This window comes from Amycolatopsis sp. NPDC114504, assembly GCF_055633595.1.
The window spans coordinates 1,191,742-1,204,363 of the sequence record NZ_JBVKDU010000004.1; the positions used below are offsets into that span (position 1 = coordinate 1,191,742).

At 70.5% G+C, this 12,622-nt stretch carries 12 protein-coding genes; 8 read left to right on the forward strand and 4 right to left on the reverse strand.

The features are described 5' to 3' along the window. Positions 1 to 42: 42 nt before the first annotated feature. From ACZ7PG_RS35245 to ACZ7PG_RS35255, 3 genes are all read left to right on the forward strand, one after another. Positions 43 to 1,095 (forward strand): C40 family peptidase, encoded by a 1,053-nt coding sequence (locus tag ACZ7PG_RS35245; protein WP_470243478.1) that lies wholly within the window; start codon positions 43 to 45, stop codon positions 1,093 to 1,095. A gap of 65 nt (positions 1,096 to 1,160) precedes the next feature. Further along, entirely contained in the window at positions 1,161 to 1,580 is a 420-nt protein-coding gene (locus ACZ7PG_RS35250; RefSeq protein WP_470243479.1) for a hypothetical protein, read from the forward strand. Between the two features lie 67 nt (positions 1,581 to 1,647). Beyond that, a complete protein-coding gene (locus ACZ7PG_RS35255) occupies positions 1,648 to 1,848 on the forward strand; it encodes a DUF3072 domain-containing protein (RefSeq protein ID WP_470243480.1) in 201 nt (66 codons plus the stop codon). 571 nt (positions 1,849 to 2,419) lie between these two features. Here ACZ7PG_RS35255 and rho read toward each other — a convergent pair. Next, a complete protein-coding gene (gene rho / locus ACZ7PG_RS35260) occupies positions 2,420 to 3,481 on the reverse strand; it encodes a transcription termination factor Rho (protein WP_470243481.1) in 1,062 nt (353 codons plus the stop codon). Positions 3,482 to 3,724: 243 nt separating this feature from the next. Between rho and ACZ7PG_RS35265 the strand changes: the two genes are divergently transcribed. Next, complete coding sequence (locus ACZ7PG_RS35265) at positions 3,725 to 4,246, forward strand: ATP-binding protein (RefSeq protein WP_470243482.1); 522 nt, start codon at positions 3,725 to 3,727, stop codon at positions 4,244 to 4,246. A 374-nt stretch (positions 4,247 to 4,620) separates the two neighbouring features. On the opposite strand, the gene ACZ7PG_RS35270 is transcribed toward ACZ7PG_RS35265, so the two are convergent. Both ACZ7PG_RS35270 and ACZ7PG_RS35275 read right to left on the reverse strand, forming a co-directional pair. Beyond that, positions 4,621 to 4,833 (reverse strand): hypothetical protein, encoded by a 213-nt coding sequence (locus ACZ7PG_RS35270; RefSeq protein WP_470243483.1) that lies wholly within the window; start codon positions 4,831 to 4,833, stop codon positions 4,621 to 4,623. Positions 4,834 to 4,876: 43 nt separating this feature from the next. Beyond that, on the reverse strand, positions 4,877 to 6,049 hold the full coding sequence (locus ACZ7PG_RS35275) for a glycoside hydrolase family 64 protein (protein ID WP_470243484.1): 1,173 nt from the start codon (positions 6,047 to 6,049) through the stop codon (positions 4,877 to 4,879). Between the two features lie 327 nt (positions 6,050 to 6,376). On the opposite strand from ACZ7PG_RS35275, the gene ACZ7PG_RS35280 reads away from it, so the two are divergent. Together ACZ7PG_RS35280 and ACZ7PG_RS35285 are read left to right on the forward strand one after the other, a co-directional pair. Continuing rightward, a complete protein-coding gene (locus ACZ7PG_RS35280; RefSeq protein WP_470243485.1) occupies positions 6,377 to 7,273 on the forward strand; it encodes a glycoside hydrolase family 16 protein in 897 nt (298 codons plus the stop codon). 17 nt (positions 7,274 to 7,290) lie between these two features. Continuing rightward, positions 7,291 to 7,785, forward strand: a complete 495-nt coding sequence (locus ACZ7PG_RS35285; RefSeq protein WP_470243486.1) for a methylated-DNA--[protein]-cysteine S-methyltransferase — start codon at positions 7,291 to 7,293, stop codon at positions 7,783 to 7,785. Here ACZ7PG_RS35285 and ACZ7PG_RS35290 read toward each other — a convergent pair. After that, the gene (locus ACZ7PG_RS35290) at positions 7,782 to 10,016 is read right to left on the reverse strand and encodes an extracellular catalytic domain type 1 short-chain-length polyhydroxyalkanoate depolymerase (protein ID WP_470243487.1); all 2,235 of its coding nucleotides are present in this window, start codon (positions 10,014 to 10,016) and stop codon (positions 7,782 to 7,784) included. The genes ACZ7PG_RS35285 and ACZ7PG_RS35290 overlap by 4 nt on opposite strands. A gap of 136 nt (positions 10,017 to 10,152) precedes the next feature. Here ACZ7PG_RS35290 and ACZ7PG_RS35295 point away from each other — a divergent pair, with 136 nt between their 5' ends. Together ACZ7PG_RS35295 and ACZ7PG_RS35300 are read left to right on the forward strand one after the other, a co-directional pair. Then, on the forward strand, positions 10,153 to 11,715 hold the full coding sequence (locus ACZ7PG_RS35295; RefSeq protein WP_470243488.1) for an alkaline phosphatase D family protein: 1,563 nt from the start codon (positions 10,153 to 10,155) through the stop codon (positions 11,713 to 11,715). A 60-nt stretch (positions 11,716 to 11,775) separates the two neighbouring features. Then, on the forward strand, positions 11,776 to 12,594 hold the full coding sequence (locus ACZ7PG_RS35300) for a helix-turn-helix transcriptional regulator (RefSeq protein ID WP_470243489.1): 819 nt from the start codon (positions 11,776 to 11,778) through the stop codon (positions 12,592 to 12,594). Positions 12,595 to 12,622 lie beyond the last annotated feature (28 nt).

Here is a 12,622-nt window from a genome sequence, read left to right on the forward strand (position 1 = left end):
GTGCCCGACGGCGGCCGATAAGCAAAGGAGACCCGCGCGAGAATGCGTTCGCATCCCGTCAAGCGCGTGGTGTCAGGTGCCCTCGCCGCGGCCTCGGTGATCACTGTCATCACCATGGCCCAGCCGACGGCCACCGCCGCCCCCATCCCCGTCCTCCAGGCCCCGCCCACCGGGTCCGACGCCCTCGCGAAGTACCGCGACCTCTCGGCCCAGGCGGAGAAGCTCAACGAAGACCTGCTCAAGGCGAAGGACGACCTCACCGCGAAGCAGGGAGAACTCGACAAGGCCAACGCCGACGTCACCGCCGCCAAGGACTCCGGCGCGCAGGCCATCGAGGCCAAGCAGAAGTACCAGGGCCAGGTGGACAAGTTCGCCGGCGCGTCGTTCACCAGCGGCGTCCAGCTGAACAAGCTGTCGGCGCTGCTGGCCGGCACGTCGACGCAGGACTTCCTGGACCGCTCGGCGGCCCTCGAGGTCATCGCGACCGACAAGAACGCCGCGATGGGCAACCTCAGCGGCGCGGCCGCGAAGGCCACCGAAGCCGAGAAGGCGGCGACCGACGCGGCGAAGCGGGCGACCGACGCCCGGGACGCCGCGGCGAAGCTGGCGTCGGACATCGAGGGCAAGAAGAAGAACCTCCAGGCCCAGATCGACCAGATCGAGGCCCAGGGCAAGACCCTGAGCACCGCCGACAAGACCGCCCAGAAGGACACCGGCGGCAAGGCCCCGACCGTCAAGGCGGCCACCGCGGCCGCGCAGAAGGCGGTCGACGCGGCGCTGAGCAAGCTCGGCAGCGCCTACGTCTACGGCGCCACCGGCCCGAGCACGTTCGACTGCTCCGGCCTGATGCAGTGGGCCTACAAGCAGGCCGGCATCACGCTGCCCCGCACGTCGTCGGCGCAGGCGGGCTTCGGCACGTCGGTGCCGCGCGACCAGCTGCAGCCGGGCGACCTGGTCGCCTACTACTCCCCCGTGTCCCACATCGGGATGTACATCGGCGACGGCAAGATGGTGCACGCGCCGACGAGCGGCGACGTCGTCAAGATCTCGCCGCTGCTGAAGGAGTACGCGGGAGCGACGCGGCCGACAGCCTGACGTTCGTTCGTCAATGCCCCGTTCCGGGAGGTGTAGAACGCCCGGGACGGGGCATCTTCCGTTCTATGGTCGACAACTACGACGACGCCACGATCACGGCGGTGGGCAAGGTCATCGAAGCGTTCGAGACGGTCGAACGCGCGCGGGGCCACCTCTACACGTTCCACCAGCTGACGGGCAACGCGGACCTCGTCCTCGACGAGGCCGTCGACGCGCTGGAGAAGGCCGGCCACGCGGACTGGGCGCGGCGGATCTCCGAGGAGCTGATCGGGCTCAACGTGGTCCCCGACCGGTGGACGTTCCAGGTCGTCGAGGACTACGACGACGGCTACTACCGGACGTTCCGCGACTTCCACCGCGAGCTGCTGGAATCGTTGAACGACGGCCGCCGCCACGTGCCGGAACAGCGGATGAAGGACGAGCGCCGGACCCGCGGCCGGCCGGGCCACGAGGCGGGCCCGCCGAGCACCCCGCCGGGCTCGTGACCGGCGATTGTCGGACCCTTGCGCTAGGGTCGGAGTCGACCGAACAGACGTTCGAATGGAGGCTGTGATGACGGATCAGGTGGAGCCCAACCCGGAGAAGGACCCGAGCGACTGGACCACCGGCGACGAGCCGATGACCGGGCCGCAGAAGTCGTATCTGCAGACGCTGGCGCAGGAGGCCGGGGAAGAGGTGCCGGAGGGGCTGACGAAGGCTCAGGCCTCGGCGCGGATCGATGAGCTGCAGCAGACCACCGGGCGGGGCAGCTGAGGGTTTGACGGCGCTGGTGACCGGTGCGCGCGGTGAGGTCGCCGCGGGCAGCTCGGCGGTGGGTCAGGCCGCGCGGCGCTGGGTCAGACTGCGGCGGGGAGCGCGGCGCCGGGTCAGGCCGCGGTGGTAGCGCCGGGGCCGGCCGCGGCGGCAGCGCGGCGCTGAGTCGGACTGCAGCGGCGAGCGCGGCGCCGGGTCAGGCGGCGGTGGGTAGCGCCGGGGCTGGCCGCGGCGGACAGCGCAACGCCAGGTCAGGCCGCGGTGGGTAGCGCCGGGGCTGGCCGCGGCAGGCAGCGCGGCGCTGGGTCAGATTGCAGCGGCGAGCGCGGCGCCAGGGCAGGCCGCGGCGGTGGGTCAGACTGCGGCAAGCAGCTCGGCACCAGGCCAGGCCGCGCCGGACAGCTCAGCGCCGGATCAAGCCGCGGTGCAGCGCGGAACCGGGTCGGGCAACACTGCGCCGAGTCAGGCCGCGGCGGGGCAGCTCGGCGCCAGGCCAGGCCGCGGCGGACAGCTCAGCGCTGGGTCAGGTCACGGTGCAGCGTGGTGCTGCGTCGGGCAGCGCGGCGCCGGGTCAGGCGGCGGCCGGGAGCGCGGCGCCCGTTACGCGGAGCAGGAACTCGGCGTTGGAGCCCGTCTTGCGGAGCTGGTCGAGCAGTTGCTCGATCGCGTGCGGGCCCGGCAGTGCGCGGCGGACCTCGCGCATCGCGGCCAGCTCGCCCGGCGTGACCAGGAGCTCTTCGCGGCGGGTGCCGGATGTGGCGACGTCGATCGCCGGGAACACGCGGCGCTCGGCCATCTTGCGGTCGAGTTTCAGCTCGGCGTTGCCCGTGCTCTTCAGCTCCTCGAAGAACACCGTGTCGGCCAGAGAACCGGTTTCCACCAGTGCCGACGCGACGATCGTGAGGGATCCGCCGCCTTCTAGGTTGCGGGCCGCGCCGAGGATGCGCTTCATCGGCTGCAACGCCGCCGCGTCGACGCCGCCGGACAGCGTGCGGCCGGATGCGCGGGCCGACAAGTTGTACGCGCGGCCGAGGCGGGTCAGCGAGTCGAGGAGCAATACTACGTCTTCGCCGCGCTCCACCAGGCGTTTCGCGCGCTCGACCGCGAGTTCCGCCACCGCCACGTGTTCGGCGGGCGGACGGTCGAATGTGGACGCGATCACCTCGCCGCGCACGGTCCGGCGCAGTTCGGTGACCTCCTCCGGGCGCTCGTCGGCGAGCAGCACCATCAGCCGGCATTCCGGGTGGTTGACCGCGATGCCGTGGGCGATTTCCCGCAGCACGGTCGTTTTCCCGGCCTTCGGCGGCGAAACGATCAGCGCGCGCTGGCCCTTGCCGAGCGGGGTGACGAGGTCGAGCACGCGCGGCAACAGGCGCGTCGGCGTGGTTTCGAGGAACAGCCGCTGGTCCGGGTGCACCGGAACCAGGTCGGCGAAGTCCAGGCGGGGCTCTGCCGGGTCGGCACCGTCGACGCTGGTGATTTCCTCGGCAGTGCCGGTGATTTCGTCGCCGGGACGCAGCTTGTGCCTGCGGACGACGGAAAGCGGGAGTGCGATGTCGTCCGGGGCCGGCCGGTAGCCGGTGCGGACGAAGGGGGTTTTTCCTGACAGGTCAAGGATTCCGTGAAAAGACATGGGGGTTCTCCTGATGAGGGTCCGGCCCGCGCGAACGGCGGAACCGGAAATGAGGAAGGAGGCCGAGCGGCCTGATCCGGGGAGCTTCCTCCGGGCGGCCGAGAGGCCGACATCCGCGAGGTGCTGACTCAACGGTAGCGCGACGTCACGAAAAGCACAACGGGTAAGACTCCGCCGTGCTGGGTAGCTCACCAGAGAAGCCCGAAGCACGGGGGAAACCGTGGCTGATGATGGGAGCGGATCGTGTATCGACATACCCCGGAACCCGACGTCGATATGGGTCAGCGCACCGACGCCGACCGAACCGGGACCACGCCCCCGGCGCGCACCGGCGCCGGCACGGTGGTCACGGCGACGTTCGAAGAACTGGCGCCCGCGCTGCCGAACGAGGTGGCGGACCTGCGCCGCAAGCTGACCCGCTGGCTGGGCGAGCTCCCGCTCGACGCGGAGAGCACGCACGACATCACGCTGGCCACGTACGAGGCGCTGGCGAACGTGGCGGCCCACGCGTACCCGGACGGCCACGGCTGGGCCCGCCTCCAGGCAACCCGCACCGGAGACGCGGTGACGGTCACGGTGACGGACACGGGCTGCGGAATCCCGCCGGCCCGCCCCCGCCGCCGAGGCCTGCACACGTCGGGTGGCCGGGGTCTGCTGCTGATCGAGAAAGTGACGGACCAGTCCGACATCGACACGAGCGACGACGGCACAACGGTCCGCATGACCTGGCGCCCGGCGGCCCTGCGGGACGAGGGCCGGGCCTGAGCGGTCAGCATCGCCTGGCGGCACTTGCGCCACGGGACACGCCCGCATGGTCAGCTCGACAGCGTCGCGGACAAGAGTCCGGTCTGGACGATCCGCATTGCCTGGCACCCAGCGACTCTTACGCGACGGAAACAGTCAGTCCGACCGCTCTGCGGACGAGAGTCCGGCCTGGACGATCCGCATCACCTGGCGCCCGGCTGCGTTGAAAGACAACCGGCCGGCTCGCGGGGCCTTGCTCAAACCCCGCGACTACCAGCAAGCGCCGCCGGGGCGAGTGGAGTCCGCCCCTCCTAGGCCGCCGCTCAAACCCGCCATCCACGCCGGCGAGCGGAAGCCCGAGTGCCCTACGTCACAACCCCCTCAAAAACTCCCCCTCAAGCGGCCTGAGCCAGCCGCACCATTCGGTTCCGCGGGTACGAAACCAGCTCCCTCTCCTCGTCCGTGGTGAAGATCTCGACGGAGTCCTCCAGCAACTCCGCCGAGGTCACCTGCAGCTGCCACGCGGGCAGGCCCGGCGCAGGCTCGTGCCAGAACCACTGGCCCTTGGTCAGCTGGTCCGCCGGGACCGTCGCGTCGTCCGTGTTCATGCCATGAGGCTAGCCGTCACCACCGACAGTTTTCGCACTGCCTCTAGCCGTGCGCCGCGTTGACCGTGAGCGTCAGCACCTGGGGGTCGCCCGCGAAGACCGCGCCGCTGAAGTCCGGGCCTGGGCTCACGTCGTCGTACGGGAACGCGTATCCCCTGTTGTCCGGCAGTTTCGAGTGGACGATCCGCGCGTAGTGATTGGTCGTGTCGCCTCCGTAGAAGCGGGCCGGGTCCTCCGCCGTGGGCTGGTTCGGGTTGTCCAGCAACGTCGTCCGGTTCAACGCCGCCGCCAGGCGCGGGACGATCGCCTTGCGCGCGTCGCTCGCTCCGGCCGCCAGCGCGAACGGGCCGCTGTCGCAGCTCCACACGTCCGCCGTCGCCGGCTTGGCGAAGGACTCGGCCCCGAACACCAACTGGTCGCCCGAGACGCGGCCCGTGAACGTTCCCAGGCCCGGGTTCTGCGAGTCCACGACCAGGTCCGTGCCCGCGTACTTCTGCCACACCTGGTCGATGTAGCCGTCGAGGTACCCGCCGAACTGGGACGCATGGTGGTGCGGCGACAGCACGCGCAGGTTGCCGCCGCCGCCCGTCTGCACCAGGCCCGCCCACTCGCCGCCCAAAGAGGAGAGCGACGACGCGATCTGGTCCAGTGCGCCCGCCGGCAGCCCGTTGACCGTCGACGTACCGGATCCGGACGTGGTCAGGGAAAGACCCATCGGGATGCCCACGAAGTCGACGTAGCTGATGTTGGCGAACAGCTGCGTGTCGTTGAAGGTGAACTCGCTGAACGACCAGTTCTTCCCGAAGTTCGCATCACCGGAGTTGAGGAAGCTCGGGTGCACCAGGTTCGGCCCCGGGTCGAGGAAGAAGTCCAGCTTCGCGTCCGTGACGACGTAGATGCGCGCGCCGCCCATCTTGGGCACCGAAACCTGCGCTCCCGAAGAGATCGGGATGGCGCAGTCCTCCGGCAGCGGGGTCGTCGGCGCGGACGGCGAGTCCGGGTAGTACGGCGTACCGTCGGCACGCAGCAGCACCAGTCGCCCGTCCGGCGTCGTGCCGGTGACGTAGGCGTACACGGTGCCGGAGCCCGAGTTGTTCACCAGCTTGAGGCCGAACGTGTCCGGCGTCGCGGCGTCGGCGGCGCGCGCAAGGGGCCACGCGGTGGCCGTGGCGAGCGTCGCCGCCGTGAGGCTGAGGAACGAGCGACGGGAGATCATGGCGTCCTCCACGTTGAGGAGACGGATTACGGAGTCCATAAAGGACATCCGAGGGCGGTTCGCAGGTATTCGTTGTGGACGTCAACAAACTATGACTCCGGTTTCGTTACCTGGCAACCCTTCGAAAGAAGGTCCAGACCACCGTCCCACCGGCCCGCGCGTTTCCCAAAGCACAAGAATTCCAAACGGGACTCCGCGCGGAGTGCCCACGGGTACCGGGCACGGGGTAATTCCGGGCATCTCCCTTGACCCGGGCGCGCGCGAAGGGTGACAGTGGATGGCCTCGCAGGTCGTGGACGACCCATTCCCCTCAGGAAGCGAGACCCCATGCGCACCGTCAAGCGGCTCACCGCCGTGCTGGCCTCTTTCGCCTTCGTCCTGACCGCCGCCCCGGCGCACGCCGACGCCGAGTGGACCACCGTGTTCCAGGACGACTTCGACGGCGCGGCCGGCACCGGCCTGAACGCCCAGGACTGGCTCTACGACACGGGAACCGGCTATCCCGGCGGCGCGGCGAACTGGGGCACCGGCGAGCTCGAGACAGTGACGAACTCGACGGACAACGTCTACCACGACGGCGCCGGCCACCTCGCGATCAAGCCGTTGCGCGACGCCGCCGGCAACTGGACGTCCGGCCGGATCGAAACGCAGCGGACCGACTTCGCCGCCCCCGAAGGCGGCCAGCTCGAGATCAGCGCGACGCTCAAGCAGCCCTCCCCCGCGAGCGGCCTCGGCTACTGGCCGGCGTTCTGGGCGATGGGCGCCGACGGCCGCCCGGTCGGCGCGACGAACTGGCCGAGCATCGGCGAGCTCGACATCATGGAAGACGTCAACGCCCTGAGCAAGCACTCCACCACCTTCCACTGTGGACAGTGGCAAGGCGAGTGCCACGACCCGGACGGCATCACCAGCGACCTGCAGGACTGCGCGGGCTGCCAGGAGGGCTACCACAGCTACTCGGTGATCGTGGACCGCCGCGACGCCGCGGCCGAAGAGCTGCGCTTCTACCTGGACGGCAACCAGACGTTCGCGGTGAAGCAGAACCAGGTGTCCGACGCGACCTGGAAGGCCGCCGTCGACCACGGTTTCTTCGTCATCTTCGACGTCGCGATCGGCGGCTCCTACCCGAACAAGGTCTGCGGGTGCACCTCCCCCAGTGCGGACATCACGCCCGGCGCGGAGATGAGCGTCGACTCGCTCTCGGTGAAGACCAGCCAGGGCTGACCCGTAGGCTGGACGCCATGAAACACGCCGTCATCGCGTCACCGATCGGACCGCTGACCCTGGTCGGCGACGGCGAGGCGCTGGCCGGGCTCTACTTCGACGGCCACCTCCGGACACCCCGCCTCACCGACCTCGGCCCCCGGGACGACGACGGCTTCGAGACGGCGCAGCAGCAGCTCGGCGAGTACTTCGCGGGCACGCGGCGCGAGTTCGACCTCGAGCTCGCGCCGCGCGGCTCGGCGTTCGAGAAGCAGGTCTGGGCGATGCTGACCAAGATCCCGTACGGCGAAACCCGCACCTACGGGCAGCTGGCCGCCGAACTCGGCGACCCCGGCGCCGCGCAGGCGGTCGGGAACGCCAACGGCTGGAACCCGATCAGCGTCATCGTGCCCTGCCACCGCGTGGTCGGCACCAGCGGCGGCCTGACCGGGTACGCCGGCGGTCTCACCCGCAAGCGGTTCCTCCTCAGCCTGGAGGAACCGCCCGCGGACGAGGTCGGCCGGCTGTTCTAGCCCGCTGAGCAGGTCACGGTCGGGTCGGTCAAGTTCCCGCCGTGCTGCACGGTGAACCCGATGACGTTGCCGCTCCCGTTGGGCCGCGCGGTCAGCACGTAACCGGTGCTGTCGTACGTCCCGGTGTAGTTCCAGCTGCCGATGACCTTCTGGGGCTCGTGGAAGGTGATCGTGAGCACCCAGCTGTTCGACCCGGTGACCGTCACCTGGCCGTTGAAGCCGACGTTCCACTCCGCCGTCTTGAGGTACGTCCCGGTGCAGCCACCCGGCGTCGGCGTGGTGGTCGTGGGCGTCGTCGGCGTGGTGGGGGTCGTCGGCGTGGTGGTCGGCGTGGTGGTCGGCGTCGGGGTCGTACCGCCGTTCAGCGCGTCGAGCACCGCGGTGTAGGCGGCCTTCTTCTGGCCGTTGCCGTCGAACAGCAGGGGCGTACCGGACGCCCGCCACGAGTCCGTGTCGCGGATACCCCACACCGTCATGCCGGTGCACCGGGCCACCGCGAGACAGGCGTTCGTGACCGTGCGGAAGTTGTTCGCCTGCGTGGTGCCCGACCCCTCGATGTCCAGCTCGGTGATCTGCACGTCCACGCCGAGGTTCGCGAAGCTCTGCAGCGTGGTCTGGTAGCTCGACGGCACCGGGCTGTTGCTGTTGAAGTGCGACTGGAAGCCGACGCAGTCGATCGGCACGCCGCGGGACTTGAAATCCTGGACCATGCGGTACACGCCCTGGGTCTTCGCCTGGTTCCAGTCGTCGGTGTTGTAGTCGTTGTAGCAGAGCTTCGCGTTCGGATCGGCCGCTCGTGCGGCGCGGAACGCCGCCTCGATCCAGTCGTTGCCGGTGCGCTGCAGGTTCGAGTCGCGCCGGGCACCCGAGCTGCCGTCCGCGAAGGCCTCGTTGACGACGTCCCAGGCGTAGATCTGGCCGCGGTAGTGGGTCGCGACCTGGGTGATGTGGTTCAGGATCGCCGACCGCAGCGCGGATCCCTCCATGCCCTGCATCCAGCCGGGCTGCTGCCCGTGCCAGGCCAGCGTGTGCCCGCGCATCCGGGCGCCCTGTGCGTTCGCCTGGCTGACGATCCGGTCGGCGTTGCCGTAGGAGAACTGGTTCTGCGAGGGCTCGGTGGCGTCGATCTTCATCTCGTTCTCCGGCGTGATCATGGAGAACTCGCGGCTCAGGATGCCGGTGTAGACGCTGTCCGAGAGCTTGCTCGCCGAAACGGCGGTGCCGAAGTAGCGGCCGGTCCCGCTCGCCGCGCTACCCAGCGTGGTACCGGCGGACGGCGTCGGAGACGTGGTGGTCGAACCGCCGCTGTCCAGGCCGAGGAACGCGATCGCGTACGCCACCATCCCGTTCTGCGGCAGCACGTGCCCGGCGCCCTGGACGCTGATCCCTTCGACCGGCGCCTGCGTGCCGGTGCTGCCGTAGCGGGTGCGCGTCCAGCCGGACTGCGGCGCGTCACTCGACGACGGCGTCTGGCTCACCCCGCGCAGGTTCGTCCACTGCTTGATCTCCTCCCCGAAGTTCGGGTAGCGCAGGGTGTCGTCGGCGGTGCCGTGCCACAGCTGCATCCGCGGGTACGGGCCGGACCGCCCGCCGCTCATCTGGCGGGCCTGGTCGCCCCACTGCTGCGCGGTCTTGGTGAGCTGGCCGCCCGAACACTGGCTGTTCCAGCTCGACCCGTCGGTGGTGGCGAAGCAGCCGGCGGGCACGCCCATGAACGCGGAACCGGCGGCGAAGACGTCCGGGTACTCCGCGGCCAGGACGTTCGTCATCATCGCGCCGGAGGAGAAGCCGGTGACGAACACCCGTGACGCGTCGACGTTGTAGTGCTGCTTGGCGTAGTCGACCATCGAGAGGATGCCGACCGGGTCGCTGCCGCCGCCGCGGGTGAGGGCCTGCGGCGACGAGACGTCGAAGCACTGCCCGCTGCGCGTGGCTTCCGGGAACACGATGACGTACCCGTACTGGTCGGCCGCGGTGACGTAGTCGCGGGCGTAGCCGTTGAAGACGGCCGAGGCCGAGCCGGTGCAGTAGTGGAGGGCGACCAGCAGCGCCGGCTTGGCGGCGACGTGGTCCGGGACGTAGGCGTACATGTTCAGGTTGCTGGGGTTGGTGCCGAAGCCGGTCACGCGGGTCAGCGTGGCGGCCGACGCGGGCTGCGCCGTGATCACCAGCACGATGGCGGCGGCGATCGACAACACGGCGGCGAGGAGGGCGCTGAAGAGTCTTCGCACTCGAGGTCGTCCTTTCCGGGAGCAGGGCGCAGCTGCGACGATCGTTGGTTCGCGGCCCGGGACCGGTCAACGATTTTCGGAAAGTTTCGGGACCTTTCGAACTGCCGACCTGCCTTACTGCTGAAAGGATCCGGGGATGACCGAGCTCCTCCTGGGACCGCTGCTCCGGCACGTCGACGACACTTCGGCGACGATCTGGGTCGAGACCGGCGGTCCGTGCGAAGTCCTCGTCGGGGACGCGAAAGCGCGGACGTTCGAGGTCTCCGGGCACCACTACGCGCTGGTCGTGCTCACCGGCCTCGAACCCGGGCGCAGCACGCCCTACGAAGTCCGGCTCGACGGCGAGCTCGTCTGGCCCGAGCCGGACAGCGATCTGCCGCCCAGCCGGATCCGCACGCTGGACCCCGCCGACACGCGGTTCCGGCTGGTGTTCGGGTCGTGCCGCAAGCCGCGGGAGGAGGACGCGCTCGGCCCGGACGCGCTCGCCGCCTACGCCCACCGGATGGCCGCGCTCGACGAAGCCGAGTGGCCCGAGTCGCTGCTCCTGCTGGGCGACCAGGTCTACGCCGACGAAACCACCGACGCGACGCAGGAGTGGCTCGCCGGCCGGCGGGACACGAAACAGCCGCCCGGGACCGAGGTCGCCGACTTCGAGGAGTACTGCCACCTGTACTTCGAGGCCTGGTGCGAACCGGCGGTGCGCTGGCTGATGTCCACCGTGCCGACGTCGATGATCTTCGACGACCACGACGTCCGCGACGACTGGAACACCTCGCAGACCTGGCGTGAACAGATGACCCGCACCTCGTGGTGGCCGGAGCGGATCCGCGGCGCGCTCGTGTCGTACTGGGTCTACCAGCACCTGGGCAACCTCGGGCCGCGCGAACTGGCCGAAGACGACGTCTACCAGCGGGTGAGCACGTCGGGGGTGGACAACGCGGAGCTGCTGCGCGAGTTCGCCGACCGGGCCGACCGCGAAGCCGACGGCGCCAAGGGCACCCGGTGGTCCTACCGGCGCGACTTCGGCCCCATCCGGCTGCTGGTCATCGACTCGCGGGCCGGGCGGATCCTCGGCGGCGGGCAGCGGTCGATGATCGGCGAGGCCGAGTTCCGCTGGATCGAAGAGCAGGCCGCGGGCGAGTTCGAGCACCTGCTGATCGGGACGTCGCTGCCGTGGCTGATGCCCACCGCGCTCTCGGCCGCGCAGTCGGTCAACGAGCAGCTCTGCACGCGGCCGGGCCGCGTCGGGCGGGTGTCGGAGCGGTTCCGGCAGTTCGCCGACCTCGAGCACTGGCCGGCCTTCCGCGCGTCGTTCGACCGGCTGACGCGGCTGATCGGGCGGGTCGCCGACGACGGCCCGGCGTCGGTGAGCGTGCTCTCGGGCGACGTCCACCACGCGTACGTCGCGCGGGCCGACCTCCCGGGCGCGCCGGTCCACCAGCTCACCTGCTCGCCGGTGCACAACACCGTGCCCTGGTACATGAACCGCCTGTTCCGCGCCGGCTGGGCGCGGGGGCTGACCCGGCTCTGCGAAGGGCTGGCGCGCCGCGTCGGGGTCCCGCCCGCGCCGCTGACCTGGAGCTGCGTCTCGGGGCCGCACTTCGGGAACGCCGTGATGACCTTCGACGTCGACGGGCGCACGGCCACGGCGACGCTGCTGCGGCCGGAGCGGGACGGGCAGCCGATCAAGCTCACCTGAGCGCGAGGGTGGGTGCGGCGCGGCCACCCTTCCCGGGCTGATCGGCGTTAGCCTCGGATCATGGCCAGGGAAAACGCGCTCGGAGAGTTCCTCCGGGCCCGCCGCGAACAGGTGGGACCGGACGACCTCGGCCTGCCCGCGGGCGGGGCGCGCCGGGTCGCGGGGCTGCGCCGCGAGGAGGTCGCGGTGCTGGCCGGCGTCAGCACCGACTACTACGTCCGGCTCGAACAGGGCCGGGAGCGCAACCCGTCGGCGCAGGTCCTCGACGCGCTGGCGCACGGGCTGGCCCTCGACGAGGACGCCACCGCCCACCTGCACCGGCTGGCCCAGCCCGCTCCGAAACGCCGTCGCGCGCGGCGGCGGGAGCAGGTCAGCCCGAACCTCCTGCGGCTGATGGACGGCTGGCCGGACACGCCCGCGCTCGTGCTCGGCCGCTGCCTCGAGGTGCTCGCGCACAACGCGCTGGGCGAGGCGCTGTTCGGCGGCCACACCCACAGCGGTGACCTGGTCCGGCTGGTGTTCCTCGACCCGGACGCGCGCGAGTTCTACCCGGAGTGGGAGCGCGTCGCGGTCAACACCGTCGGCGGCCTGCGCGTGGCCGCGGGGATCGACCCGGACGATCCCCGGCTGATCGAGACGGTCGGCGAGCTGTCGGTCAAGAGCGCCGACTTCCGCCGGCTGTGGGCCCGGCACGACATCCGGCAGAAGACGCACGAGACCAAGCGGTTCCACCACCGGCTGGTCGGCGAGCTGGTCCTGAGCTACGAGGCGCTGACCGTGAACAGCGCGCCGGGTCAGCAGCTGGTCGTCTACCAGGCCGAGCCCGGCAGCCCGTCGGAAGCCGGACTCGCGCTGCTCGGCAGCCTCGCCGCCGGCTGAGAAACCCCTTTCTGTCACCTTCCACCAT